Annotated in this window: 25 protein-coding genes; 20 read left to right on the plus strand and 5 right to left on the minus strand. The window is 49.4% G+C overall.

Annotation, left to right across the window (positions count from 1 at the left end):
- Positions 1-66: 66 nt before the first annotated feature.
- The 4 genes from porK to porN are packed head-to-tail and all read left to right on the plus strand — an operon-like array spanning position 67 to position 4437.
- Positions 67-1386, plus strand: a complete 1320-nt coding sequence (porK, locus tag C7T94_RS04995) for a T9SS ring complex lipoprotein PorK/GldK (RefSeq protein WP_107214167.1) — start codon at positions 67-69, stop codon at positions 1384-1386.
- A 12-nt stretch (positions 1387-1398) separates the two neighbouring features.
- Positions 1399-1965, plus strand: a complete 567-nt coding sequence (locus tag C7T94_RS05000) for a GldL-related protein (protein ID WP_107214169.1) — start codon at positions 1399-1401, stop codon at positions 1963-1965.
- 11 nt (positions 1966-1976) lie between these two features.
- Positions 1977-3518 carry a type IX secretion system motor protein PorM/GldM gene (gene porM, locus C7T94_RS05005; RefSeq protein WP_107214171.1) on the plus strand — a complete coding sequence of 514 codons (1542 nt, stop codon included), beginning with the start codon at positions 1977-1979 and terminating at the stop codon, positions 3516-3518.
- Position 3519: 1 nt separating this feature from the next.
- Positions 3520-4437, plus strand: coding sequence for a type IX secretion system ring subunit PorN/GldN (gene porN / locus C7T94_RS05010; RefSeq protein WP_107214173.1), 918 nt, complete (start codon positions 3520-3522; stop codon positions 4435-4437).
- An 8-nt stretch (positions 4438-4445) separates the two neighbouring features.
- Here the strand turns inward: porN and uvrC are convergent, their stop codons facing one another.
- The 4 genes from uvrC to porW all read right to left on the minus strand — a co-directional run bounded on the left by uvrC (position 4446) and on the right by porW (position 11725).
- Positions 4446-6287: an excinuclease ABC subunit UvrC gene (gene uvrC / locus C7T94_RS05015; RefSeq protein WP_107214175.1), complete on the minus strand. Its 1842-nt coding sequence runs from the start codon at positions 6285-6287 to the stop codon at positions 4446-4448.
- Between the two features lie 60 nt (positions 6288-6347).
- On the minus strand, positions 6348-6560 hold the full coding sequence (locus C7T94_RS05020; protein WP_107214177.1) for an alkylphosphonate utilization protein: 213 nt from the start codon (positions 6558-6560) through the stop codon (positions 6348-6350).
- An 87-nt stretch (positions 6561-6647) separates the two neighbouring features.
- Positions 6648-8867, minus strand: coding sequence for a transglycosylase domain-containing protein (locus tag C7T94_RS05025; RefSeq protein ID WP_107214179.1), 2220 nt, complete (start codon positions 8865-8867; stop codon positions 6648-6650).
- A 5-nt stretch (positions 8868-8872) separates the two neighbouring features.
- Positions 8873-11725: a type IX secretion system periplasmic lipoprotein PorW/SprE gene (gene porW / locus C7T94_RS05030; protein ID WP_204353209.1), complete on the minus strand. Its 2853-nt coding sequence runs from the start codon at positions 11723-11725 to the stop codon at positions 8873-8875.
- Positions 11726-11809: 84 nt separating this feature from the next.
- On the opposite strand from porW, the gene C7T94_RS05035 reads away from it, so the two are divergent.
- The 11 genes from C7T94_RS05035 (at position 11810) to C7T94_RS05085 (ending at position 20068) form a co-directional block, all read left to right on the plus strand.
- Positions 11810-12028: an AtpZ/AtpI family protein gene (locus C7T94_RS05035; RefSeq protein WP_107214183.1), complete on the plus strand. Its 219-nt coding sequence runs from the start codon at positions 11810-11812 to the stop codon at positions 12026-12028.
- Positions 12029-12080: 52 nt separating this feature from the next.
- On the plus strand, positions 12081-12488 hold the full coding sequence (locus tag C7T94_RS05040; protein ID WP_239494930.1) for a hypothetical protein: 408 nt from the start codon (positions 12081-12083) through the stop codon (positions 12486-12488).
- A gap of 35 nt (positions 12489-12523) precedes the next feature.
- Positions 12524-13660, plus strand: coding sequence for a F0F1 ATP synthase subunit A (atpB, locus tag C7T94_RS05045; protein ID WP_317046907.1), 1137 nt, complete (start codon positions 12524-12526; stop codon positions 13658-13660).
- A 40-nt stretch (positions 13661-13700) separates the two neighbouring features.
- Positions 13701-13910 (plus strand): ATP synthase F0 subunit C, encoded by a 210-nt coding sequence (gene atpE, locus C7T94_RS05050; protein ID WP_062551197.1) that lies wholly within the window; start codon positions 13701-13703, stop codon positions 13908-13910.
- Positions 13911-13978: 68 nt separating this feature from the next.
- The gene (locus C7T94_RS05055) at positions 13979-14473 is read left to right on the plus strand and encodes a F0F1 ATP synthase subunit B (protein WP_107214187.1); all 495 of its coding nucleotides are present in this window, start codon (positions 13979-13981) and stop codon (positions 14471-14473) included.
- Positions 14474-14538: 65 nt separating this feature from the next.
- Positions 14539-15081, plus strand: coding sequence for an ATP synthase F1 subunit delta (atpH, locus tag C7T94_RS05060; RefSeq protein WP_107214189.1), 543 nt, complete (start codon positions 14539-14541; stop codon positions 15079-15081).
- Between the two features lie 57 nt (positions 15082-15138).
- Entirely contained in the window at positions 15139-16713 is a 1575-nt protein-coding gene (atpA, locus tag C7T94_RS05065) for a F0F1 ATP synthase subunit alpha (protein WP_107214190.1), read from the plus strand.
- Between the two features lie 72 nt (positions 16714-16785).
- Positions 16786-17667: an ATP synthase F1 subunit gamma gene (gene atpG / locus C7T94_RS05070; RefSeq protein WP_107214193.1), complete on the plus strand. Its 882-nt coding sequence runs from the start codon at positions 16786-16788 to the stop codon at positions 17665-17667.
- 91 nt (positions 17668-17758) lie between these two features.
- Entirely contained in the window at positions 17759-18544 is a 786-nt protein-coding gene (locus tag C7T94_RS05075) for a 5'-nucleotidase, lipoprotein e(P4) family (RefSeq protein ID WP_239494931.1), read from the plus strand.
- 60 nt (positions 18545-18604) lie between these two features.
- A complete protein-coding gene (locus C7T94_RS05080) occupies positions 18605-18820 on the plus strand; it encodes a hypothetical protein (protein WP_107214196.1) in 216 nt (71 codons plus the stop codon).
- Between the two features lie 372 nt (positions 18821-19192).
- On the plus strand, positions 19193-20068 hold the full coding sequence (locus C7T94_RS05085) for a DUF4349 domain-containing protein (RefSeq protein WP_162618550.1): 876 nt from the start codon (positions 19193-19195) through the stop codon (positions 20066-20068).
- Here C7T94_RS05085 and ruvC read toward each other — a convergent pair.
- Positions 20054-20620 carry a crossover junction endodeoxyribonuclease RuvC gene (ruvC, locus tag C7T94_RS05090; RefSeq protein ID WP_107214200.1) on the minus strand — a complete coding sequence of 189 codons (567 nt, stop codon included), beginning with the start codon at positions 20618-20620 and terminating at the stop codon, positions 20054-20056. The two genes, C7T94_RS05085 and ruvC, sit on opposite strands and share 15 nt — an antisense overlap.
- Before the next feature lie 43 nt (positions 20621-20663).
- Here ruvC and C7T94_RS05095 point away from each other — a divergent pair, with 43 nt between their 5' ends.
- The 5 genes from C7T94_RS05095 to C7T94_RS05115 all read left to right on the plus strand — a co-directional run bounded on the left by C7T94_RS05095 (position 20664) and on the right by C7T94_RS05115 (position 25856).
- Positions 20664-21641, plus strand: a complete 978-nt coding sequence (locus C7T94_RS05095) for a lysylphosphatidylglycerol synthase transmembrane domain-containing protein (protein WP_107214203.1) — start codon at positions 20664-20666, stop codon at positions 21639-21641.
- Positions 21619-22752: a glycosyltransferase family 2 protein gene (locus C7T94_RS05100; protein WP_107214205.1), complete on the plus strand. Its 1134-nt coding sequence runs from the start codon at positions 21619-21621 to the stop codon at positions 22750-22752. Before C7T94_RS05095 ends, C7T94_RS05100 begins: the two co-directional genes overlap by 23 nt.
- Entirely contained in the window at positions 22749-23864 is a 1116-nt protein-coding gene (locus C7T94_RS05105; RefSeq protein WP_107214207.1) for an ABC transporter permease, read from the plus strand. The genes C7T94_RS05100 and C7T94_RS05105 overlap by 4 nt, the downstream gene beginning before the upstream one ends.
- Positions 23865-24025: 161 nt before the next feature.
- Positions 24026-24637: a ribonuclease HII gene (locus C7T94_RS05110; RefSeq protein ID WP_107214208.1), complete on the plus strand. Its 612-nt coding sequence runs from the start codon at positions 24026-24028 to the stop codon at positions 24635-24637.
- 16 nt (positions 24638-24653) lie between these two features.
- On the plus strand, positions 24654-25856 hold the full coding sequence (locus C7T94_RS05115; RefSeq protein ID WP_107214211.1) for a glycosyltransferase family 4 protein: 1203 nt from the start codon (positions 24654-24656) through the stop codon (positions 25854-25856).
- The last annotated feature ends 58 nt before the right edge of the window (positions 25857-25914 follow it).

Consider the following 25914-nt stretch of genomic DNA (forward strand, 5'->3'; position numbering starts at 1 on the left):
CCTGAATTGCGCCCGGATTACTATCTTAGTTCAAAAAGAAATTTCATCCAGACGTAATAGCCGATAATGTCCAAACATCTACTTTGGGTCCTTTCATGCTGCTTCTCATTTACCGCCTGTAACAGCTTTAACAGCAGCAGAACGGCAGAGCTTGCGCGGAAATCTGCAAAAGTGACCTATAGCACCAATCCGGGCGAGCAGCACATGGTGTTTATTCCTTCCGGTTCCTTTGTCATGGGCCAAAGCAAGGAGAATGAGATTTTTGACCAGCTTTCGCAGCAGCGGAAAGTGAGTGTTTCTTCCTTTTACATGGATGAGACCGAGGTTGACAATAAACTTTACCACAAGTTCGTAAACTGGGTGCGCGATTCGATCGCCATCACAAATTACATTACAGATAAAGAGTCCTGGTATCTGAAGCCGCCTCCGGGCAAGAAAACAGATCCTTCTTTTGATCCCAAACGCATCAACTGGGCCAAAGTAGGCGACGGGCGGCTGATCTGGAACAAGGTAAACCGCAAGAAAAACCCCGATCTGGAACGAATGTTCCTTTCAAGCGACGGTTTGTTCAGCAACAAGGGTGATCTGGACGTCAGTCAGCTTCGATACCAGTACAGCCTGTTCGACTTTAAACAGGCTTTTGCCGCCCGCAACAGCCCGGTACGCGGCCGCGAAGAGTTTACTTTTCGCGATACGGTAAACGTATACCCTGACACCACCGTATGGGTAAAAGATTTCAACTATTCAGCAAACGATCCGCTCATGCGTAATTATTTTTCGCATCCGGCGCTGGCCAATTATCCGGTTGTGGGTGTTAGCTGGCGGCAGGCACTGGCCTTTACCGTGTGGCGCACCAATTATGTGAACAACTATTACGGCCGCAACAAGAAACGGCGTAAATCTGAATTCAGGCTGCCAACAGAAGCCGAATGGGAATATGCGGCAAGGGGCGGCCTGGTTGCGAAAGAATATCCCTGGGGCAATAACCTGAAAAACGATTGCGACTGCCTGATGGCTAACTTCAAATCCGGACCTGGAAATTATGTCAAAGAGAAAGGGATCTATACCTCGCCGGTGAAGTCTTTTTATCCCAATGGATACGGCTTGTACAATATGGCCGGAAACGTTGCTGAATGGACGGCAGACCTTTACAGTACGTCTGTACTTGCCAAAGCCGGCGACCTGAACCCCCGTAACCAACACCTGCCGCAGCGCAGCGATGCCAAAGACATGCAGCGCCGGGTAGTCAAGGGAGGTTCCTGGAAAGACGGTCCTTATTTTATGCGCAATGCCGCCCGCTCTTTCGAATACCAGGATACGGCCCGTTCAAACATTGGTTTCAGGACGGTTGTCAGCATCTCTGACGAGCGCGCCATTCTCAAGTAAAAGCTTCAGATCATGAGACAAAAAAAGAAATTCAGGGTCACCATCAACTCCATTACTTCCTGGGGAGCCTCGGTGGTGATCATCGGCGTGATGGCCAAACTTTTGCGCTGGCAGGCAGCGGATACGCTGATCATTGCAGGCATGCTGACCGAAGCCATCCTGTTTTTTATTCTCGGTTTTCAGCGGGAGGACGACGATGAAGTGATCACCCTGGACCATACGCCGGCCACAGCCACAACGCAGGCAGACACCCGTGCTGTTCCCGTACCGGGCGGGTCGACTGCACAGCCCGGCTACCCGGTAGCCGTTTCTTCAGGCGGCTTTGGCGGTGCGAACACCTCGGTGTCTGCGCCCGTTGCCGCCGAGGCCTATGACAGTGAGGTGGCCGCAATGGTCGAGAAGCTGAAAGTAATGAACCAGTCTTTCGAAAAAATGGCGGCCGATTTTCAGGCCCTCGAAGGGCAGGCCCAGACGGCCCAGCGGGTACAGTTTGAAATGGATAAGATGGCTAAAAATCTGACCGCGATCAACTCGGTTTACCGGAATATGCTTTCGGCCATGAACATGCCCGGCGCCTGATTCATTAAACCATGGCGAAATCAAAAATGACACCCCGGCAACGGCTTGTAAACCTGATGTACCTGGTTTTGCTGGCCATGCTTGCGCTGAGCATTCCCGATTCTGTTCTGAACGCCTTTAAAAACCTCGACGATAACCTGCAGGAGTCTATCCAGAAAAACCAGTTCGAAACCAGTTCTTACCTGGCCAGTTTTCGCGACAAACGGCTTAAAGGTGATCCTGAAAAAAACACGATCATTTTGGATCGGGCCGGTCAGGCAGTCTCATTGGTCGCGGGGTTAAATAACTACATCGATTCATTAAAAGGCGTGCTGCTGGACCAAACAGGTGGTTACCGAAAAGAAACCGGAGAAGTCGCCAATGGCGAGAACACCGACCTGACCTACCAGTTTTTTATAAAAAAGGAGAATGCAGCAGCACTTCGCAAAAGGATCAATGAAACCCGCAGCCGCTTGCTTGCGCTCTTTCCGGAAACAGAACGCCATACCCTGAACTTTAAAATGAGTGCCACAGATAAGAAGACTGCTTCAGGGCAAACCGAAAGCTGGGAAATGTACAATTTTGGCAAAGAGACCCCGGTTACGGCGGCAGTGACGATCCTGTCTATGCTTAAATCTGAAGCCGTAAACGCTGAAAACTACCTGGTTAAAAAGATTCTCGGGCATTATGATGAAAGCGTGATCACGCTGGACCGCTTTGTTGCCACTGCTTCAGCGCCAACGGCCTACGTCCTCGCGGGGCAGCCTTACCGGGCTGATGTTTACCTCAACTCCTACAATTCGGCCAGGGCCGCGCAGGTCACAGTAAACGGCCAATCCATACCGGTTGTGAATGGTATCGGGAAGTACGAATCCCGGTCTTCGAGACCCGGTGTGTATACCTGGCGCGGAACGGTACGCATGCGCCAGACCGATGGAACCATCAAAGAGTTCCAGACCGAACCACAGACCTACCAGGTGGCGGCACCTTCAGCAACCATTGCTCCTGAAAAACTGAACATCTTTTATGCCGGTATCGGGAATCCGCTGCGCATTTCTGCCGCCGGTTTTTCAACCGATAAACTCAATGTGAGCCTTTCAGGCCCCGGGTCTTTGCGGCGCACACAGACCGGGTATAGTTACCAGGTTGGCAGCGAGGGGATCGGTAAACGTGTGGTGCTGCAGACCACGACTACGGTCGATGGGCGCAGCATTTCGCTGGGCAGCCAGGAGTTCAGAATAAAAAAACTTAAAGACCCAACGGCTAAGTTTGCAGGCAAGACGGCCGGCACCATGAACCCGGTTGTGCTGCGCAACCAGGATTTTATTTACGCGAATGTCGAAGATTTCGAGTTCGATGTGAAGTATTCGATCAGGCGGTTTACCGTCACGATCGTGGGGCCGTCACGCGAGCTGAGTGTGATCCAAAACAACGGAGCTGATTTTGGCCAGCAGCTTAAAGCGGCTTTCAATTCGGTCCGGCCTGGCAGCAAAGTTATTTTCGACAACATCCTGTGTACAGGCCCCGACGGGGTAGACAGGGTATTGAACCCGATTATTATGACCATCAATTGATATGAAAAGGAAAGGCATTTTTTTAGTACCTGTTATACTACTGCTTTGCCAGGTGTTGTTTGCACAGAAACCTGATGAGAAAACTTCTTACGGCTATTACGGATCCCTGTTCCTGAACGGACAGGTGATCGACTATGTACCGCTATCGGAAGAGGATGTGCTGTTTTCCAAACGGTTGTGGCGTACCCTCGATACAAAAGATACCGTGAACTGGAGTTTGCTCGCGCCGCAGTCTAAACTGAGCGACATCATGATGAATGCGCTAAAAGAAGGCGAACTTACGGCTTACGATGTGCCGGCCGGTCCGTCGGGAAGTTATTTCTCCAAAGTGCTGAACAACGACCAGATCACCAAAAAGCTCTCTGACAGCATTTTCGTGCCGCAGTATGATAAAGACGGCAACCAGATTGGCGGCCGCATGATGCAGCAGGATTTTAACCCAGACCAGATCAAAAAATACATGATCATGGAAGATTGGGTTTTTGACCGGAACCGGGGCGTGTTCGAAGCCCGTATTCTGGGTATCGCCCCGCTGCTCAGCGTTAAAGCGGGAGGCGAAGAGATCGATGACTATGTGCCGTTCTGGGTTTATTTTCCTGAATTGCGCTACATCCTGGCCACACGCAAAATTGCCTTATTTGAAAACGACGCCTCGCAATGGAGTTATGACGACTGGTTTATGAAACGCCGGTTCAATGGCCGCATTTATAAGATTTCGAATCCGCTTGATGTTCCGCTCGATGTGATGTACCAAGGCCAGGATCTTGACAAGGTAAGGGAACGGATTGACCGCGAACTGATGAGCCGCCTGGAATTGCTGATGAAAGAACACAACGCAGCCGTTGAAACACCTGATCCTGTTCAAAAGCCTAAAAAAGGCAAGGGCAAAGCTAAAAAGCCGTCTCGGACGGGTAGTTAAAGCGCCGGTTATGCAGGCGTTTCGCCGATCGGTGGCGCTGTCGGTCCTGTGTCGCCGTTAAAATGCATTTTAAGCATGTGAATCTGCTTCAGGTTCAGTACCGCCGCCAGTTCGGCTTCGGTGGCTTCGCGAATTTTTTTTACAGATTTGAAATGCTTCAGCAGTTTTTCTGCCGTTGTCTTGCCAATACCGGCAATCTGTTCCAGTTCTGTCTTTAACGTGCCCTGATCGCGTTTCTTACGGTGAAAAGTAATGCCAAAGCGGTGCGCTTCATCGCGCAGCTGCTGGATGACTTTCAGGGTCTCTGATTTTTTATCCAGGTATAAGGGGTAGGAATCGCCCGGATAAAACAATTCTTCCAGCCTTTTTGCAATGCCGATAACCGTTACCTTATTCTCGATACCGAGTTTTTTGAGGCTGGTCATGGCCGAGGAAAGCTGTCCTTTGCCGCCGTCAATGATGATCAGCTGCGGCAGCTCTGTTCCCTCCTCCAGCATGCGGCGATACCGCCTGAATACAGCTTCTTCCATGGTGGCGAAGTCGTTTGGTCCCTCGACCGTTTTTACATTAAAGTGGCGATAATCCTTCTTTGAAGGTTTGGCATCCTTAAATACAACGATGGCCGAAACCGGGTACTTGCCCTGGAAGTTCGAATTGTCAAAACACTCGATGTGCCGGGGCAGCTGTGTAAGCCGCAGGTCTTTCTGCATCTGGGTCAGGATGCGGTCGGTCCTCAGTTCAGGGTTTAGCTTTTCATATTGGTTTAGTTTCTCTTTCCGGAAAAAAAGTACGTTTTTCTCTGAAAGCTCCAGCAGTTTTTTCTTTTCTCCCAGTTTCGGAACAATGAATTTAATATTCTCATCATCGAGCGAAAGCTCAAAGGGAACGATGATCTCTTTTGATGTACTGTTAAAATTGTTGCGGATCTCGGTAATCGCTATGCTCAGCAGTTCCTCGTCAGACTCGTCCAGGCGTTTCTTAATCTCAATAGTCTGCGTTTGCGTAATCGTTCCATTTACGATTTTCAGGTAGTTGACAAAGGCGTACCGTTCGTCGGAAGCAATGCTGAACACGTCTACATTGGTGATGGAGCTGTTCACAACGGTCGACTTGCTCTGGTATTTTTCAAGGATACCCAGCTTTTTCTGGTACTCATGCGCCAGTTCGAAGTTCAGCTCTTCTGATGCTTTTTTGACAACCTGTTTAACTTCTTTGATGACATTGCCAATCTTTCCGTTCAGGATGCTTTTGATCTGTTCAATGTTATGGTCGTAATCCGGCTCGCTCTGGAATGCCTGACAGGGCCCTTTGCAATTGCCGATCTGGTATTCCAGACACACCTTGAACTTGCCTTCGGCTATACTTTTTTCATTGAGCGGCAGGTTGCAGGTGCGCAGGGGATATGTTTCGCGTATCAGGTCTAGAATGGTGTGCATCATCCCCACAGAAGCATAGGGCCCCAGGTACGTCGAACCATCTTTGATCACCTTCCGGGTCCAGAAAATGCGGGGATAGTGTTCTTTTTTAATGATGATCCAGGGATAGGTCTTGTCATCTTTCAGGTTGATGTTATACCGGGGCTGGTGTTTTTTGATCAGGCTGTTTTCGAGCAGCCATGCATCAATTTCTGTGTCGACGAGCGTAAATGTGATTTTGCGGATCTTGGAAACAAGCATCCGCGTCTTCCCATTGTTACGCTGATTGTCCTGGATAAAATAAGAGCCTACCCGATTGCGCAGATCCTTGGCTTTGCCGATATAGATCAGGTTGCCATCCGCATCCCAATATTGGTATACGCCCGGTCTGTGCGGAATGTTCTGGAGTTCGGCTTTGTAATCGAATTTGCTCATGGACTGTGCAAATATCCGGAATTTAAACGGCTATCAAAAAGATGCCGTTTGCCGGATGTGTCAGGATTTCTTTTTCAGGAACTCTGTTTTCAGTACAATAACGGTTTTATCGACCCGTCCCTCGATCTCGCCGGGATTGCCGGTAAGCCTGATGTTTTTAACGGTTGTTCCCTGTTTAATGGTGGCGGCCATGCCCTTAACCTTAAGCGTGCGGTTCACGATAACCGAATCGCCGTCGTTAAGCACATTGCCGTTGCTGTCTTTTGTTTCCATTTATGATTTTTCCCGGGGCTTTCCGGGTAGGCCGTGTAAAAAAGAATGCCGGGTTTATGGTGAAAAATCCGTTGCGGGGCGGCCTGATCAGAAGCCCAGTTTTTCATCAAGTTCAGTGCTGCCTTGTTCCTGCTGCTGGTACTGGTTGCAGTCAATGACGATCGAAACGCCGTTTTTAGGCGGTTCAAAATCTGTTTTCTGGATGCCCAGTTTAGGGTTTGCATAGACCCGCTTGATAAAGCCTGCAAAGATGGGCAGGGCTGTGGTTGCGCCGTCGCCTTCTCTTGTGTTGATGAAGTGAAAGGCACGGTCCTCGCATCCAGTCCAGACACCCGTTACCAGCTGCGGAGTAACGGCCATGAACCAACCGTCGCTGTTGTCGTTCGTGGTGCCGGTTTTACCACCTATCGGGGCATTGACCTGGTACCTGTAGTTAAGCCGGCTGCCTGTGCCGCCGTTAACAACGGCGCGCAGCATGCGCGTCATTACATAGGCAACTTCTTCGTTCATGACCAGTTCAACTTTGGGTGTTTGTTCAAAAAGGACCACGCCGTTCTTGTCGGTAACTTTGAGCAGGTAGGTGGGTTCGGTCCAGGCCCCGCGGTTAGCAAACACGCTGTAGGCACCGGTCATGCTAAAGACAGATGCATCAAAAGAGCCCAGGGCAATGGACGGGTAGGGTGGCACGTTCGGTATGTGCATTTTTGCAGCCAGGTTGGCTACAGCAACAGGACCTACCTGTTTCATGAGGTAGGCGGCGATGTAGTTTTGCGAGGCGGCCAGACCCTTTTGCAGGGTAAGATAGCCGGGAATTGTTCCTGATGAGCGGGGTGTCCACGGCGCGCCGTAACCGTCTATGGTCACAGGTTCATTCGGTACCGAGAAACAGGGTGAGTAGCCATTTTCAATGGCCACTGCATAGGTAAGCGGTTTAGCAGTCGAGCCCACCTGCCTTGTACCCATTTTAACCTGGTCGTATTTAAAGTGCTGGAAGTTGATGCCGCCAACCCAGGCCTTTACATAACCCGTTCGGGGGTCCATAGACATCATGGCATTGCGCAGCAACATCTTGTAGTACCGCACCGAGTCGATGGGTTTCATCAGCGTATCAATGTCGCCTTTCCAGGTAAAAATGGTCAGCTTGGTTGGCGTGTTGAAGTCTGCGCGGATCTCTTCGTCTGTTTTGCCTTCCAGCTTCAGTGCCTTGTAGCGGTCTGAACGGCGCATGCCCTGCTCAATTTCCAGTTTTTTACCTTTGAACGGATTGCGTCCGCGCCAGCTTTTTATGAACTGCGCCTGTAACTGTTTCATGTATTCTTTTTGCGCCTGTTCTGCATAAACCTGCATGTCGTAGTTGATCGTGGTGTAGATCTTCAGTCCGTCGCGATCCAGGTCATAAGGCGTATCATCGGCTTTCAGGATAGACCGTTCTTCGAAAATGCGTTTGATGTCGTTTTTAAGCACGGCCCTGAAATACGGGGCAATGCCGTCTGCCACCGTTGCTGCATTGAAACGCAAACCGAGGGGTTTCACTTTTTCGCGTTCAAAATCGGCTTCGGTGAGCAGGTTGGAGCGAACCATCATGGCCATAACGGTGTTTCTGCGTGCCAGCGACCGTTCGGGGTTCCGGGTGGGCGAATACCGCGTTACACCCTTCTGCAGGCCAACCAGTGTAGCAGCCTGCGTTACCGTGAGGCGGTCTGGGGTGGTGCTGTAATACACGCGTGCAGCTGACTTGATGCCAAAGGCGTTGTTGCCGAAATCTACCGTATTTAAGTACATGGTGATGATCTCTTCCTTGGTATAGTTCCTTTCCAGTTTAACCGCTACGATCCATTCTTTAAATTTCTGCATTACGCGTTTGAAAAAATTCCGTTCCCGGCCCGTTTCAGAGAACAGGTTCAGGGCAAGCTGTTGTGTAATGGTACTGCCACCCTGTTTTTTTCCAATCAGGTTGTAAAATATAATGGTAAAGGTTCGCCTGAAATCAATACCTGAGTGCTCCTTGAAACGCGTGTCTTCAGTGGCCACCAGGGCATTGATGACATTGGGCGAAATTTCAGGATAGGTAACGTTTGAGCGGTTCTGGACGAAATAGGTGCCCAATGTGCGGCCGTTATCGGCAATGATCTCTGAGGCCTGGTTGCTTTTCGGGTTTTCAATGTCGCGAAACGAGGGCAATTGTCCGAAAAAGCCAAACCCAACACACGTAATAAATATGGCGAACACGGCTATGCCGCCAACAACGATTTTCCAGATGCGAAAGTTGTATTTTTTGATGTCGGCTTCAGTAAGCGTTTTTGTCATTTGTGTTAATAGTTGTTTTTATAAAAATTGAGGTAGTCCTCAATCAGGTCTGTATTTTTCAACAGTTCGAAATTTTCCCTGCTGATGATAAAGGGCTCATACCTGTCGGCCGGAACCTTCATGATGCTTCGCAACAATGGTACCATGGCTGCCGAGTAAGCCTTTGCATCTGCAAAACTACTAAAGTTTCCAATATAGATCAGTTGATCGGCCGGCAATTGCGTGAGCTGGTGTCTTAAACCGGCTGCTGCATAGTTACCCCGGTTAAATTGCCCGATACCGAAACGTGAGGAACTCAGCACCAGCGAGGGGTCTGCTACCCGGATTACAACATAATAGGTATTTGAGGCAGCCTTGCTGAAGGTTGTTGCCGGATCTGGCGCCGGGGGGGGCTGTGCAACCGGCCGGTTTGCGAGGGCAGGAGGAGCCGGTTTTGCGGTGGTATCGGCCGGAGGCCTGGCAACAGACGGCCTGCCGCTTGTACTGTCTGGTTTTGGCGTTGCCGGCCTGCCGCCTGCAGGTTTTACCGGCGCACTGGCCAGCGCAGGCGGGGGCAGGCCTGGGGCCCGGCTAACCGCTGGCTGACGGGGTTCGGTCCGCGCCAGGAAGTGCGGCTCGTTCGGGTCGAAATCTGTCAGGGCTATGGCGCGACGGCTAAATTCAGGAAGGTGCGCCTGGATATAGGCAAGGTGTTCCTTTACCAGCGGGGTGATGACCTTGTCGTCAGGAAAGCGCAGTACGAGGCTGCTGAAAGCATTGACCAGGGAATCAACGTGCTGTGTTTTGCCAATGGCAATGGCCCGCAGATAGGCGTACTGGGGCGAGAGGAAATTGTCAGGGAAGCGGCCTGCAGCATCCTGAACCGCGGCGATAACGGCTTCATAATCACCTTTTTCATATTGCGTAAATACGCCATCGTAGTGCTGGTTTACTTCTTTTTCTTTTTTGGTGCTTTCGGCAAAAAACTGCGGATCGGTCAGCATGCGGGCATACAGCGTACTGGGGTATCCGCGCAGCAGTTTCTCGCGGTAACGATCTGCCTGCTGCGGATCGCGGTCTTTATAAGCCAGGTACAGGCTGTAGTAAACAATTGGCAGGTAGGCGTTCTGCGGATAACGGTCCAGCAGTCTTTCGTAACTTCTGATGGCTTGGGTCGTGTCGTTTAATACCTGCTGGTAAAAGGAGCCCAGCTGGAACAGGGCGTCGGCTATTTTTTTATTCGACGCCAGCAGCCGCTCTGCGTTAAGCGGCAGGGAGTCTGTGTACGCACGGATCTGCTGTTCTTCCTGCGAAACAGGGGATGCAGCCGCCCCCGGCCCTTGCTGTGCCGGTGCAAGGCCCTGATCTATCGCTGCTGTTGCACTTTGAACGGACGACCGGACCTGCTGCCGCCAGTTATCGGTTAATGGTCGGTTGCCGAAACGCCTCACAAAATCAGTACGTCCCCTTGTCATTGCCGCCGGATTATTGAAGTAAAAGTTGCTGCCTGTGGCGACCATCGATGCCGGAAAGCCCTGATCGGGGTTTAGCTGCGCTGAGCCGCCTTGTGCAACAGGCTGTTCGCTGCTTTGCTGCTGTGTTTTAACAAGCGTCAAGATGCGGCTGCGCCGAGCGCCGTCGGGCAAGGCAGCAAGCATCTGCAGGGTGTCCTGCCTGGAAATAACCTGGTACCGGCTGCTCAGGTATTCCAGGTTTAGTGCCTTCTTGGAAATGGTGCTGTATTCAGGATATGTAGGCGGCAGGCTCGCCACGGCGCTGTCGTAATAGAGTTTAGCCTGAACGTAGTCATTGGCCTGTTCAAAATTCAGGTCGGCAATGCGCAGGTAAGAAAGGCCCTTCTGGTAATTATTTTGTATGCTTAGCGCGGCCGACCGGCGGTAGTAACGTTCGGCGGCCTGCTGCTGCCCGGCTTCACGAAACAGTTCGGCAATGCGGTAGTACACCTGGTCTGAATAGTCTAGATTTTTATCGTCGCGCAGCAGGCTGAGCAAGCGTCGTTCTTTTTCCTGGAGGCTGCTGCTGCCGGCCAGGCTAATGCGCAGGCGGTTTAAATCGGCGTTGAAATACAGCTCGAAAGGCGCGTTACTTTTTTTAACCAGCGTATAATACCGGTACGCCTGTGCCGGATTTTTCAGCTGCTCAGACAATTGCGCCGCGATGTAGTTCCAGCGGATCCTTTCCTGTTTTGAAGGCTGTTGTTTCATGGCCAGCCTAAGGTAATCGAGTGCCTTGCCATAGTTTTTACCCTGTATCTCAAATTGCGCCAGGGTGGCCAGTGCCGCCGCTTTTTTCTTTTTGAGCAACGGGAGGTATTTTTTTATCGAGTCGAGCAGGCGGGCCGCCTGGACTGTCCGGCCCAGTTGCAACTGGGTGCGCGCTGCCCAGGTATTTGCTTCAACAAAGACCGGAACCTGCCGTCGGTAGGTCTTTGCTGCGTAATCAAAATATTCAAAGGAAATAAAATAATCGCTCTTATAATAATAGGCCTTGCCCAAGAGCAGGTAAGCATCGTCAATATAGTTGCTGTAACTTTTATCGGTGATAATGGCCTTGGCCTTTGCAATCAGCTCGTCGAGCGCCTTGGTTCGCTCTCCCGGCAGAGCGACGGCGTCTATCTGCCGCGGCGGGGGGCCTGGGTACACCGGCAGGATCTCATCATAATTTTCAGGCTGAACGGCAAGCTGCGTATTGCTGTATTCGTCGAGCAGGGTTTTGCTGTTGTAGATATAGTTATACCGGGCCGTCAGGTTCTGCAGGCCGCGGCTATAAGCAGATCCATTCTGTGTGCTGCAGCCCCAGAAAAGGGATGCTGTGCAGCAGGCCAGGGCAATCAGCAAAATTACAGGGGCTTTGTTCAATGGTCTGGTCAAATGACAAAATGTACGCAAAAATATCGTAAACGCTCGTAACTTAGACTGCATTTAACAGAAAAGATAAGGCAGATGGAACCTGAAAAGCGAAAGAGGGAACTGACAAATTTTGCAAGGTATTCGGCAATTGGCTTCCAGTTGCTCGCCATTATTGGCTTGTTCACCTTTATCGGGCATCAGATCGACAAGTCACGGCCCGGCAAAACACCGCTTTTCACAGCATTGTTTGGCCTGATTGGCGTTTGCGGCGGTTTATACCAGACCATACGGCAATTGATGAGAAACCGGTAGCCTGCCCTCTGAAGAACCGCCAGACCAGGAATGCGGCGCTAAAAAGCTACCTTTGCAAAAAAGATCTGATTTGAACCTGGCGCGTTTTACAAGTATATACCTGATATTTTGTGGCATCCTGATCGGGGTCGTGGTCCTGCTGCAAAACCTTTTTCCTGATGTGACCCTGTTTGTGCCGAAGTTCTGGCTCGTTTTCGGCTTCATGGCCGGCATTACTTTCATTGCCTATACGGTGGCCTCAATAGGGCTGAAAAGGAACCCTGAAACCGGAATAATGGCCATCATGGCATCGATTGGTTTGAAGATGATATTTTGTATGGCTTTTGTGCTGATTTACAGCATAAAAGAGAAGGGAAACCGGATTGTCTTTACGCTTGACTTTTTTTCTTTATATTTATTGTTTACAGCCTTTGAAATATTCTGTTTGTTGCGTAACTTGCGCCACCAAAATTTAAAGTAAAAATCTGCCAGTAAATGGATTATAACCCAATTTTTGTGTCAAAAGTTAAGAGGCTAATCACTGTTTTTACGCTTTTAATCGCGTTTTTCTCATTTAACACCCGGGCTTTTGCGCAGGTTGACAGTCTGGCAGCTGCCGACAGCACTTCGGCGCATGGGGAGCATGCTGCTCAAGCTGGTCATGGTGCTGAGGAAAAGAAGTTCAATATCGGCCAGTTTGCCTTGCACCACGTGGCTGATTCGCACACCTGGCATGTGATCGGTGATACCTATATCGGTTTGCCTGTTATCCTTTACACCTCTGCAGGTATCGTGACTTTCAATTCTTCGGAATTCAAACACGATGATGATGCCAGGGTTGTTGTGGAGAAAGACGGGCAGCGCTTCGTGAAGATGCATGAAAAGATCTATTATGCTTCTGAAACGGCGAACGAACACGGTCAGTATGTTGCGCTTGATGAAAGCCACCATGCACAGAACGAGCGTCCGCTTGATTTTTCGATCACCAAAAACGTATGTACCCTGCTGCTGTCTGTCGTGATCATGCTTTGGGTGTTCCTGAGTGTAGCCAAGGCTTACAAAACCCGCAAAGGCAAGTCTCCCAAAGGTCTTCAGTCCTGGTTGGAGCCAATTATTCTTTTTGTGCGTGATGATATTGCGAAGCCGAACCTGGGTCATAAGTACGAGCGTTTCATGCCTTACCTGCTAACTGTGTTCTTTTTCATCTGGTTCAACAACATGCTTGGCCTGGTGCCGTTCCTTCCGGGCGGAGCAAATCTGACAGGAAATATTGCGGTAACAATGATCCTTGCTATCGCTACGTTCCTGCTCACAATTTTTAACGGAAACAAATATTACTGGAAGCATATATTTTTGCCAGATGTTCCAAAGTGGATGTACGTGGTGATGGTACCGGTTGAGGTCGTTGGTATTTTTACAAAGCCGATTGCCCTGATGATTCGTCTTTTTGCGAACATCACCGCCGGACACATCCTGGTCCTGTCGCTCGTTTGTCTGGTATTCGTTTTCAACAGCCTGTACATTGCGCCTGTTTCTATTGCCTTTGCAGTATTTATCGGGGCAATTGAATTGCTGGTTGCTTTTATCCAGGCGTTCATTTTTACGATTCTGTCAGCGCTCTTTATCGGCATGGCGATCGAAGAGCACCATTAATTAGTTTATTAATTTTTAACATATATAAATACCAATTAAAATGACAGGAAGTATTGCTGCAATTGGTGCCGGACTAGCTGCGATTGGCGCTGGTTTAGGTATCGGACGTATCGGTGGTTCTGCGATGGACGGCATTGCCCGTCAGCCAGAAGCTGCGTCAAAAATTCAAACTGCGATGTTGATCGCTGCCGCATTCGTTGAAGCGGTTGCGCTTTTCGCGGTAGTAGTTGCCCTGATGGGTAACGGGTAAAACCTTAGGTGTCCGGTCTCAGGCCGGACACTTTATTCATCTATTAAAAATTAGTAAGAAAAAACTATATGGATTTATTGATTCCTGAAGTAGGCCTGGTTATTTTCCAGACGATCGCATTTTTACTACTCATGTTCCTGCTGGCAAAGTTTGCCTGGAAACCTGTACTGGGCGCCATCAAAGAACGTGAAAACTCGATCGACGAGGCTTTGAACAAGGCTGAACTCGCTAAACAGGAAATGGCCCGGTTAACTGCGCAGAACGAGGACCTGATGAAAGAAGCCCGTGCTGAACGCGACCGCATTCTCAAAGAGGCCAAAGAACTGAAAGACGGTATTGTAGGCGAAGCCCGCAAACAGGCGCAGACAGAAGGTGCCAAGCTGATCGAAAAGGCGAGGATCGAAATCGAGAACCAGAAGAAAGCGGCACTGGCCGAAGTAAAAGGCCAGGTATCTGCTTTATCGCTGGAAATTGCGGAGCGTGTATTGCGCAGCCAGCTTGAAGATAAAAGCAAACAGGAAGCACTTGTTGCAAACCTGCTGAAAGACGTTGAATTGAATTAAGCAGAGACTGTGAACGCGCAGGGAAGTGTCCCTTTCCGCACAAACCAACTCTCCAAACAGAATATATGTCAGATACAAAAGTAGCAACCCGGTACGCGAAAGCGCTGATCGACCTGGCCAATGAGAATAACGCATTGGAAGCCATCATGAACGACATGGTCCTGCTTGACCGCGTGATTGATGAAAACCCCGAACTGGAGGCGATCATGAACAACCCGATCGTATCCCTGGATAAAAAGGTCGGTATTCTCAATGCGGTCTTTGCCGGCAACGTGAACGCTGTTACCAGCAGCTATTTTAAAGTGCTGGTCAACAAAGGCCGTTCAGATGTTTTGTATAGTACGGCAAAGGAATTTATTCGCCAGTACCAGGTTCAGAAGGGAATCGTGAAAGCCGAAGTAACTTCTGCTACAGCCCTTACTGAAGAGGCACGCACAACCTTTAAGGCCATCGTAAAAAAGGAACTTGGCGCGGAAGAAGTGTTGCTAAACGAAAAGGTTGACGACAAACTGATCGGCGGTTTTATCCTGAAGGTGGGCGACAGGCAGTTCGATGCCAGCATGTCAGGTAGCTTAAGTAAGCTCAGGAAAGAGTTTGCCGGCAAATAGAAAGTCCCCGGCAGGGGAATATTGATTAATTAAAAAAGATACAATTAAAATAAAATTATGGTAGAGGTAAGACCAGATGAAGTATCGGCAATTATCAGGCAACAGCTGGCCGGCTTCAAATCAGAAACCGAACTTGAAGAAGTAGGTACCGTGTTGCAGGTGGGTGATGGTATCGCCCGTGTATACGGTTTAACAAAAGTTCAATCAGGTGAGCTGGTTGAGTTTGCCAATGGCTTGCAGGGTATTGTACTTAACCTTGAGGAAGATAACGTAGGTGTCGTTCTTTTGGGCGCTTCAGACGAGATCAAGGAAGGTGATACCATCAAACGTACCAAAAAGATTGCTTCGATCCGTGTTGGCGAAGGCATGCTTGGCCGTGTGGTAAACACGCTTGGTGAGCCGATCGATGGTAAAGGGCCGATCAGCGGAGAGACTTATGAAATGCCGATCGAGCGTAAAGCTCCCGGTGTAATCTACCGTCAGCCCGTAAATGAGCCGCTCCAGACCGGTATTAAGGCCATCGACGCCATGATCCCGATTGGCCGTGGTCAGCGCGAGCTGGTTATCGGTGACCGCCAGATTGGTAAGACTGCGGTTTGTATCGATACTATTATTAACCAGAAAGAATTTTACGAAGCCGGTAACCCCGTGTTTTGTATATATGTGGCGGTGGGTCAGAAAAATTCGACTGTAGCCAATATTGTCCGTACGCTTGAAGAAAATGGTGCGCTTCCTTACACAGTTGTTGTATCGGCTTCAGCTTCAGACCCTGCACCAATGCAGTTCTATGCACCTTTTGCAGGTGCCGCAATCGGCGAATTTTTCCGTGATACAGGTCGTCCGGCATTGATCGTTTATGATGATCTTTCTAAACAGGCCGTTGCTTACCGCGAAGTATCGCTGCTGCTGCGTCGCCCACCGGGCCGCGAAGCTTATCCCGGCGACGTATTTTACCTGCACAGCCGCCTTTTGGAGCGTGCCGCTAAAATCAATGCTTCAGACGAGATTGCACGCAACATGAACGACCTTCCGGATTCTCTGAAAGGTATCGTGAAGGGTGGTGGCTCTTTGACAGCGCTGCCGATCATCGAAACACAGGCTGGAGACGTTTCTGCTTACATTCCTACGAACGTGATCTCGATCACAGACGGCCAGATCTTCCTTGAGTCGAACCTGTTCAACTCAGGTGTGCGTCCGGCCATCAACGTGGGTATCTCGGTATCGCGTGTGGGTGGTAACGCCCAGATCAAATCGATGAAGAAAGTAGCCGGTACCCTGAAACTTGATCAGGCGCAGTACCGCGAGCTGGAAGCCTTCTCGAAATTTGGTTCAGACCTGGATGCAGCGACCAAATCAGTACTGGATAAAGGTGCACGCAACGTGGAAATTCTGAAACAAGCACAGTTTTCTCCGTTTACCGTTGAAAAACAAGTTGCCATCGTGTATGCAGGAACTAAAAACCTCATGCGTTCGGTGCCGGTTAACAAGGTACGTGAGTTCGAAGCAGAATACCTGCAGCAACTGGAACTGCGTCATCCTGAAACGCTTCAGGCGCTGAAAGCCGGTAAATTTGATGACAACATTACCGGTGTATTGGAAACTGTAGCCAAAGAACTGGCAGCAAAATATTAATAAGATCTGAGTCAGAAACAGGCCCCTGTCTTCAGGTTCCTGTTTCAGCTCCTTTCTAACATCTAACAGAGAATGGCAAATTTAAAAGAAGTAAGAAACCGAATTGCATCGGTACAATCGACACAGCAGATCACCAAGGCCATGAAAATGGTGTCGGCGGCCAAGCTGAAACGGGCGACCAATGCCATTACTGCCTTGCGACCTTACGCCACCAAGCTAAAGGAAATTCTCAGCAACCTGTCTGCCAGCCTGGAAGGATCACATTCTCCTTTTATCCAGGAACGGGAGCCGAATAAGGTATTGATCGTAACGATCTCCTCCAACCGTGGTCTGGCCGGTGCGTTTAACATGAACGTCATCAAAGCGGCCAATAACCTGATCGCTGAAAAGTACAGTTCACAATACAAAAGCGGAAATGTCAGCATCGTAGCGATCGGAAAAAAAGTTCAGGATTTCTACGAGAAACGTAAGTACAATGTGGTCGGCAATAACAATGAGGTGTATACAAATCTTACTTTTGAAAATGTAACGCATATAACGGAGACCATTATGAATGGTTTTGTTAAAGGCGACTATGATAAAGTGGAACTGGTATATAACCGCTTTAAAAATGCCGCTGTGCAGTTTATTACAACTGAACAGTTGCTTCCTTTGCCAAAGACCGAACCTGCAGAGCAAACAACAGGCACCAAAGTAGATTATATTCTGGAACCTTCGCAGGAACTGATCGTAGAGCAGCTGATCCCCAAGTCGATCAAGATCCAGCTTTACAAAGCAGTACTTGATTCACATGCCTCTGAGCATGGCGCACGCATGACGTCGATGGACAAAGCAACAGACAACGCCGGCGAATTACTGAAGTCGTTGAAACTGTCATATAACCAGGCACGTCAGGCAGCGATCACCACAGAACTTACCGAGATCGTGAGTGGCGCGGCCGCTCTTAACGGTTAACCATGATTTTATCTTTTTTGAAGCCCCGTTGCTACGCTGCGGGGCTTTTTATTTTTATACGCAGCCAGACTGCACTTTAACAAGTATAACCATGTCTTCAAGGAAATTTTTTACGATCTGTCTGGGCGTGTTTTTAATGTCGGGCTTCGCCCATGCGCAGGATCAGCCTGAGGCCGCAAGGCACTACACCACGGCTGTCTTATGGCAGCAGCATTCGGGCGAATACCGCGCTTTGTGTTTTCAGGCTTACAATTTTGCCCGGGTATCGCTCAAAGCGGCGATGAAGAAGCGCGACAGGAGAAAACCGAACTGCATCATTGTTGATGTAGATGAAACCGTCTTGGACAATTCTGCTTTCCAGGGTCATGAGATCAAAAAAGGTACAAGTTTTATACAAAAGGACTGGACCGAATGGGCTGCGCTTGCACAGGCAGACACGGTTCCCGGCGCGCATGCCTTTTTAAAGTTTGCTGCTTCTAAAAAGATCGAGGTCTTTTACATCACCAACCGGGAAAGGGCAGAGCATGCGGGTACCTTAGAGAACCTGCGTCGTTATGGTTTTCCCAATGCCGATGAAGCCCACCTGGTTGTCAAAGAGCAGACCTCAGACAAGGAACCGCGCCGCAAAGCTGTGGCCGAACGCTACAACATTCTGATGTTATGCGGCGACAACCTCAGCGATTTCTCAAATGTCTTTTACCGCGAGAACCGCGAGACAAAGACAGAGACGGAACGGGCCCAAAGCCAGTTTGGTTCGCGATTTATCGTTTTGCCGAACCCGATGTATGGCGACTGGGAGAAACTCCTGTATCCGCCAGGGCAGCTCACTGAAGAACAGCGGGGCAACAGCCGGCTCGAAAAGCTGAAATCTTATTAAAAGGCACTTCAGTTTAATGAATTAATCTTATTTTTGTGGCAGAACTTTGATTATCAGATTATGGAACAACCCATCAGACACAATACTCCAAGCATGCAAAAGGCCAACCAGCCCGGCATTTATACGACCATCATCGTTGGCGTTCTTATCGCAATGGTAGGGACCTACCTTCGTTTTGCGTTCGATTCCTTTATGCTATCCCTTGTATCGTGGATTATCCTGTTCGTTGGCGCCGTTGTGTCTATTGCAGGTGTATTTAAAATACTTAAAGCGTAACAGCTGTTTCATCAAGAATATAAAGAAAACCTGCCGGAACCGGCAGGTTTTTTTGTATATGAAAGCTTTCTACAGGCCCTTCGAACAAAAGTTTAATGTAACTTTCCTGTTTCTTTTTCATTTATCCGGTTACCAAATTCTCCTGGCGGTATTAAGGATAAAACGCATTTCATCGCTGATCTTTCTTCTTCAATATCCTGCTAACCAGGAAATTGAACGGCAGATCGCCTAACGCTCTCCAACAATAATTAGGCTTTTTTGCAAGATATTTCATATACCGGCCATGGCCGGGGGGCCCCGTCATGTCTTGCAGTAGCCGCAGTAAGAACCACAGGGCGGCAGGTTAGCGGCCTGCTCTTAAAAAAAGAAAAAATGAGAAATACCTTATACCTGTTTGTCCTGCTAATGATCGTGTGGGGCTGCTCGAACGAAAACAAAGTGGAAAGCGCTGAACTGGCTGCCACAGGTGCTGACACGGCCCTCCCCGCCACAGATACATCGGCCATGCCGAAGATCATCCGCACAGCCGATATGCGAATGCGCGTAAGCAATGCCCTTAAAACAAAAGAGGCCATTACAAAAAACCTGCAGACACTTGGCGGCACGACCATTGAAAGCACGCTAACCAGGAATGTAGCTTCCACTGAGCGCATTCAGAAATCGCCAGACTCGCTGCTCGAAGTCAGTGCATTTTATTACCAGGTCAGCATGAAGGTCAGCGTGCCTGCCACGCGGCTTGAAGATTTTTTACATCAGACCCAGGGGCTGGCCGTTTATATAGATGAAGCGTCAATGAAGCGGGACGACCAGCAGTTGAAATACCTGGAGAATAGCCTGCTATCTGCTAACAGGAAGAAATTGATGGACATGACCGCCGCAAAAAAGCTCAGCAAGACCGGCGAACTGTATACGGCAGTCGGGCTTAATGACGATTATGTGCGGCGAAAAATTGAAAACATGCATATTGATCAGCAGGTGCGCTTCAGCACGGTCAGGCTGGAGTTTTATGAGGGCAACTCGGTCTCGCAGGTTACCATAGCCAACGACAAGCTCAGCGACTTCGGGCCTCCGTTTTTCAGCCGGCTTTGGATGAACATACTGGCTGGATGGATGTTTTTCAAAGAGTTCCTGCTGTTACTTGCACACCTTTGGATGCTGCCGCTCATTGGCCTGATTACCTACCTGGTCATAAAGCGCTACAAAAGTCGCCGGGATAGCCTTAAGACGGTCACGCTACCTCAGCCGTGATTTGTTGTCTTTGACAAATCCGGCCCAGCCCGAGTAGCTTTTGCCGGTTCCGCTGCTTGCAGGGTTGCGTTGAAAGGCATGACAAAGCGCAACAGCAAGTCCGTCGGTAGCATCTAAAAATTCAGGCGTTTCTTTAAAATTGAGCAGGCGCTGCAGCATGGCTGCAACCTGCTCTTTTGTGGCGTTCCCGTTGCCGGTAATGGATTGTTTAATCTTACGGGGTGCGTATTCAAACACCGGAATGCTGCGGCTTAAAGCGGCTGCCATTGCAATGCCCTGCGCCCGGCCCAGCTTCAGCAAAACCTGTATGTTTTTGCCGTAAAAGGGCGCTTCAATGGCAAGTACATCGGGTTGATAGGCATCGATCAGCGAGACGGTTTTTTCGAAAATAAGTTTCAGTTTCAGAAAGTGGTCTTCCAGGTGGTCGAGTTTAACGATACCCAGGCTTTCAAGCGCTGGTTTACTGCCCTTTTCACAAACTACACCATATCCCATCACCGCGGTGCCGGGGTCGATACCCAGGATTACCCGTTCTTTTTTTTCAGCAGACATTAGGACAATAATAAGCATATTTGCAGGAGTAAAACGATAAAATTTGAGCCCAGGCCGCAAAAAAGTACTTACGCTCGTTATCAAAGCCGCGATCGTGCTGCTTACTTTCTGGTTCGTTTACCTGAAGGTCTCTGAAAATGCCAACCTGCAAAATTTTGGCAGACTCATTACCAATCTGCCCTCGGCCGAGATCTGGCTGGCTGGTGCTGTGGTCATCGCCCTGATGCTGCTAAACTGGCTGCTGGAAGCTTTAAAATGGCAGCGACTTGTTCGTCATATAGAACGGATCTCGCTATGGCGCGCAGTAGAAAGTGTTTTTTGCGGACTTACGCTCGCCATCTTCACCCCAAACAGGCTTGGAGAGTATGGCGGCAGGGTGTTTTTTCTATCGCCCAAGCGCCGGGTAATCGGGGTAGTAGCCATGGCGGTAGGAAACATCGGTCAACTCGTGCTGACCAATGTCTTTGGTGCGCTGGCAGCCTTTTTCTTTGTCTTTAATTATGTGCCGCTCGACCCCGTGTTCCTATATGCGATAGGAATCCTCAGCACCTGTTTTGCAGGATTTTTTATTCTGTTTTATTTCAATATCCGCTGGTTGAACGGTTTGCTTCTGGCTGTTCCTTTTACCCGCCGGTATAAGAAGTTTTACCGGGTGCTGGCCCGCTACCGGAAGGCTGAATTGTCAAAAGTGCTGCTGTTTTGCCTGGCAAGGTATGCCGTTTTCAGCAGCCAGTATTTCCTGCTTTTTTCCTGGCTCATTCCGGGTCTGAGAAGTTCAGAAATTGTCATGATGATCTCCCTCTTGTTCTTTGTACAGTCCACTCTGCCTTCGCTCGACCTGTTTGACGTAGGTGTCAGGAGTCTTACTGCATCGTACTTTTTTAGCTTCATTACCGACCATGATGTAGCCGTCATTGCCTGCACAGCCAGTATCTGGCTCATTAATATCATTTTTCCTGCTATATTAGGCACTTATTTCGTTTTTAAACTCAATTTCTTTGGAAGTTCCAGGCGTAATTAGCTTTATATCTGCTTTTTTTACAGTTTTGTATATCGTGCTGGTCCTGGCTTTCATTAGGGGATGGCATAAACTAAAAATTTTTAGTGCCGATGCCGCGCCAGGCTCCACATCTGTCTCGGTCATTGTAGCCGCACGAAATGAAGAACAAAATATTGCCGATACGATAGAAGATCTGCTGATGCAGGATTATGACGGTCGGGCCGAAGTGATCATTATAGACGACCATTCGACCGACCAGACGGCGGCTATTGTGAGCAGCTATGCTGAGCAGGGTGTTAAACTGATCAGTCTGAATGAAAACCAGGCCCTCAATAGCTACAAAAAGAAAGCGATTCAAACGGCTATCGCCAGATCCGAAAGCCGGCTGATCATTACGACCGATGCTGATTGCCGCATGGGCCCGCACTGGTTGCGGACGATCGTTCAATTTTACGAACGTTCAGGTTGTAAAATGATCTCTTCGCCCGTGGCGTACCACCAGGAACGCAACTGGTTTGAAACCGCCCAGTCGCTCGAGTTCCTGTATCTGATCGGCCTTGGTGCCTCTACCATCGGGAACAACAAACCCTCTACCTGTAATGGCGCGAACCTGGCCTATGAACGGGATGCTTTTCATGAAGTTGGCGGGTTTAAAGGAATCGACGACCTGGCATCGGGCGATGACGAATTGCTGCTGCATAAAATGGCGGTGCGTTATCCGGGTAAAATTGGTTTTCTAAAAAATCCGGACGCTGTTGTATATACAACCGCCAAAGAAACGCTAGGACAGTTCATCCAGCAACGCAGGCGCTGGGCTTCGAAAAGTACACGTTACAAAGACAAGTCGATCATTGCATTGGGCGTATGCATCTGGTTATTTAACCTGAGTATCCTGGTCAACGCAGCTGCAGGACTATTTTATCCGGTACTGCTACAGACCGCCTTGTGCCAGCTGGTTGCCAAAATGATTATCGAAGCCTGTTTCCTCTGGGATGTTACCGGTTTCATGAAGCGCAGAAAATTGCTGGCTGTTTTGCCCTTGCTTAACGTTTTACACATTTTGTATATGGTTTATATTGGAATAGCCGGCAACAGCGGAAAATACAATTGGAAAGGCAGGATGGTAAAATGAGCAGTCCATCGGGAAAAATCTGGAAAAAATTTAAAAGAAATAAACTGGCGGTGGCCGGTATGGTATTTATTTGCCTGCTAAGTGCAATGGGCATACTGGGATATCTGATTATGCCCGACCAAACCCCGATGGCAAATACAATGCACCTGCAGCTGAGCAAAAAAAAGCCGGGGCGCACATTTATGTTCCTGAAAACGCCTGTTCAGGGGATAGAGCAGGTGGGCTTATTCGAGAAGATGCTCTTTGGTCAGCCGGCTGACTATAAAAGCCTGCCGATTACTGACTACCGGTTCTCTGGCGACAGCCTGTATGTGCGGCCGTATATCGGCGATGAGGCAAAGGGAGATGAGACTGCTTTTGCACGCCAGGCAATTTGCCGGGAATGCGGCGACCAGGCCACATTCATCCGCAAAACCATGTATGAGCAGACGTTTTATCTGGGCAGTGACATTTATGGCCGCGACCTGCTTAGCCGCTTAATTCTTGGCATCAGGGTGTCGTTGTCTGTCGGATTAATGGCCGTGCTGATCTCGCTTTTCATCGGTGTTGGCCTTGGTGCCCTGGCGGGCTACTGGGGAGGCAGGACCGATGCTTCCATAAGCTGGCTGATGAATGTGGTGTGGTCGTTGCCCTCCCTGTTGCTGATTATAGCCATCTCCTTTGCACTCGGCAAGGGGTTCTGGCAGATTTTTATTGCTGTAGGCCTATCGACCTGGGTCGATGTGGCGCGCCTTGTTCGGGGGCAGGTCATTGCCTTAAAAGAGGTTGAGTTTGTGGAAGCAGCACGTGCACTTGGATTCGGACACGCGCGCATCATTGTCAGGCACATTTTACCTAACATTGCAGGGCCGGTGCTGGTCGTCGCCTCATCAAATTTTGCGGCGGCGATTCTGCTGGAAACGGGACTCAGTTTTCTGGGTTTCGGCGCGCAGCCGCCCATGCCGAGCTGGGGGAGCATGATTAAGGAGCACTATGGGTACATCATTATGGATGCTGCTTACCTGGCCATTTTGCCTGGTTTGGCGATCATGTTAACGGTTTATGCATTTAATGTGCTGGCCATCGGCCTTCGAGATGCTTTTGACGTAAAATCGCAGGGCGCCAGCATTTAACACAATACGAGTCCTGCAAAGTTGGTAACTTTTGTAAAGTTACCAACTTTAAGTTAAAAAAAGCAGCACTTCAGTTATTTTTCGTTTAAAATGTAAGCATTAATTCTAAATCGCTCTGGGCGCCCCTTGTGCCGTCTTTCTATAAATTCTACCTTTGTGTTATGCTGATCAACTGCTACCAGACCGAATTCCTTGAGGCGGGCTTAGATGAGGCCGGACGCGGCTGTCTTGCCGGACCGGTCTTCGCAGCTGCGGTCATCCTGCCCCGCGATTTTTATCTCGAAGAGCTTGATGATTCCAAAAAACTGACACATGAACAGCGCGATGTCCTGCGCCCCATTATTGAAAGAGAGGCCCTGGCCTGGGCAGTAGCGTCTGTAGACAACGACGAAATTGACCGCATCAACATTCTGAATGCCTCATTTCTGGCCATGCACCGTGCGCTCGACGCCCTGCACCTGCAACCCGGGTTCCTTTGTATAGATGGTAACCGGTTCAAGGCCTACCGCGAAGTACCGCATTGTTGCGTGATCAAAGGCGATGGGAAATACCTGAACATCGCAGCAGCTTCAATTCTTGCGAAAACCCATCGTGATGCCTATATGGAGCAGCTTGACGGCGAATACCCCCATTTCCAGTGGCGGCAGAATAAGGGTTATCCAACCATCTTTCACCGGGAAGCGGTCCTGGCAAACGGCCATTCGCCATACCACCGGAAAACTTTCCGCATCACCGACCCGCAGCTGGAACTCTTTTCACTAAGCGCTCAATAATTCGTATTTTGAGCTTGTGAAAGTACTTCTGCTGAGCTACCGGATCCCATTCCCGCCAAACAGCGGATATCCGATCGTGGTTTACAACACGATCAAAGGCCTGCTTAGTCTTGGTGCAGAAGTGACGCTGTTCAGCCTTAATCCCAGAAAACACTGGGTAGAGCCCGACGATGTTTACGACCCGGTTTTCTCGGAAATCAACTTCCAGACGTACACCATAGACACCGATGTTAACATCTGGAGTGCCTTTCTAAATATTTTTACCAACGAATCTTATAACGTTTCGCGCTTCTTCGAAGAAGAAGCCGTGAAAATGCTTGAGAATATCCTGCGAGAACAGGAATTCGACGTCATCCAGTTTGAAGGACTGTTCGTTGTGCCATACCTGGACGTTGTCAAGCAAAACAGCAAGGCACGACTTATTTACCGGGCGCACAACATTGAGTCGGCTATCTGGGAGCGCCTGGCAGCATCAGAAAAATTTGCGCCGAGGCGCTGGTACCTGGAGTTCCTCGCCAGCAGGCTCAAGTCTTATGAAACCGACCAGATCAACCGGTTTGACCGCATCTTTGCCATCAGTGAGCCGGATCGACTGAGCATCGTTAAATTCGGCTGTAAAAATCCGATCGACGTGTTCCCGGTAGCGGTAGAACTTGACCGGTACAGGTCTGACCTGGGCAAAACAAGTTTTCCAACACTCTTTCATCTTGGGGCAATGGACTGGCGCCCCAACAAGGAAGGATTGGAGTGGTTTCTCGACGAGGTGTGGCCCGACATAGAGGCACTGAATAAAGACCTGAGGTTTTACATTGCCGGCAAAAAAATGCAGAAGCAGTTTTTTGATTATGATTCTGAGAACCTGATCGTAGAGGGAGAAATTTTCGATGCCGTCGAATTCATGAACTCAAAATCAATCATGATCGTGCCGCTTTTGTCAGGAAGCGGCATGCGGGTTAAGATTATCGAGGGAATGGCCATGCGCCGGTGTATCATCGCCACCTCTTTCGCCGCTGAAGGAATAGACTGCCGGCACGGCCACAACATCCTGATTGCCAATACCCCCGACGACTTTTACCGGTCCATTCTGCAATGCGTTACAAACCCGCGCATCTGGCGCGAGATCGGCGAAAATGCCCGAAGAACGGTTGAACGTGACCATGAAATGCACTCTTCTGGCAGAAGAATGTTCGGTGTATACGAGGAACTCGTAAATGTTTAATTTTTGTTTACTTTTGCCCAATTTCAGAAACCAACCCGGCAACAATTTACTGACCGGC

The sequence above is a fragment of the Pedobacter yulinensis genome (genome assembly GCF_003029735.1).
GTDB lineage: Bacteria > Bacteroidota > Bacteroidia > Sphingobacteriales > Sphingobacteriaceae > Pedobacter > Pedobacter yulinensis.

What these genes read in the sequence shown, in the direction of transcription:
- porK (WP_107214167.1), top strand. Translation starts at nt 67, where the DNA reads ATGTCCAAACATCTACTTTGGGTCCTTTCATGCTGCTTCTCATTTACC.
- C7T94_RS05000 (WP_107214169.1), top strand. Translation starts at nt 1,399, where the DNA reads ATGAGACAAAAAAAGAAATTCAGGGTCACCATCAACTCCATTACTTCC.
- porM (WP_107214171.1), top strand. Translation starts at nt 1,977, where the DNA reads ATGGCGAAATCAAAAATGACACCCCGGCAACGGCTTGTAAACCTGATG.
- porN (WP_107214173.1), top strand. Translation starts at nt 3,520, where the DNA reads ATGAAAAGGAAAGGCATTTTTTTAGTACCTGTTATACTACTGCTTTGC.
- uvrC (WP_107214175.1), bottom strand. Translation starts at nt 6,287, where the DNA reads ATGAGCAAATTCGATTACAAAGCCGAACTCCAGAACATTCCGCACAGA.
- C7T94_RS05020 (WP_107214177.1), bottom strand. Translation starts at nt 6,560, where the DNA reads ATGGAAACAAAAGACAGCAACGGCAATGTGCTTAACGACGGCGATTCG.
- C7T94_RS05025 (WP_107214179.1), bottom strand. Translation starts at nt 8,867, where the DNA reads ATGACAAAAACGCTTACTGAAGCCGACATCAAAAAATACAACTTTCGC.
- C7T94_RS05035 (WP_107214183.1), top strand. Translation starts at nt 11,810, where the DNA reads ATGGAACCTGAAAAGCGAAAGAGGGAACTGACAAATTTTGCAAGGTAT.
- atpE (WP_062551197.1), top strand. Translation starts at nt 13,701, where the DNA reads ATGACAGGAAGTATTGCTGCAATTGGTGCCGGACTAGCTGCGATTGGC.
- C7T94_RS05055 (WP_107214187.1), top strand. Translation starts at nt 13,979, where the DNA reads ATGGATTTATTGATTCCTGAAGTAGGCCTGGTTATTTTCCAGACGATC.
- atpH (WP_107214189.1), top strand. Translation starts at nt 14,539, where the DNA reads ATGTCAGATACAAAAGTAGCAACCCGGTACGCGAAAGCGCTGATCGAC.
- atpA (WP_107214190.1), top strand. Translation starts at nt 15,139, where the DNA reads ATGGTAGAGGTAAGACCAGATGAAGTATCGGCAATTATCAGGCAACAG.
- atpG (WP_107214193.1), top strand. Translation starts at nt 16,786, where the DNA reads ATGGCAAATTTAAAAGAAGTAAGAAACCGAATTGCATCGGTACAATCG.
- C7T94_RS05075 (WP_239494931.1), top strand. Translation starts at nt 17,759, where the DNA reads ATGTCTTCAAGGAAATTTTTTACGATCTGTCTGGGCGTGTTTTTAATG.
- C7T94_RS05080 (WP_107214196.1), top strand. Translation starts at nt 18,605, where the DNA reads ATGGAACAACCCATCAGACACAATACTCCAAGCATGCAAAAGGCCAAC.
- C7T94_RS05085 (WP_162618550.1), top strand. Translation starts at nt 19,193, where the DNA reads ATGAGAAATACCTTATACCTGTTTGTCCTGCTAATGATCGTGTGGGGC.
- ruvC (WP_107214200.1), bottom strand. Translation starts at nt 20,620, where the DNA reads ATGTCTGCTGAAAAAAAAGAACGGGTAATCCTGGGTATCGACCCCGGC.
- C7T94_RS05105 (WP_107214207.1), top strand. Translation starts at nt 22,749, where the DNA reads ATGAGCAGTCCATCGGGAAAAATCTGGAAAAAATTTAAAAGAAATAAA.
- C7T94_RS05110 (WP_107214208.1), top strand. Translation starts at nt 24,026, where the DNA reads ATGCTGATCAACTGCTACCAGACCGAATTCCTTGAGGCGGGCTTAGAT.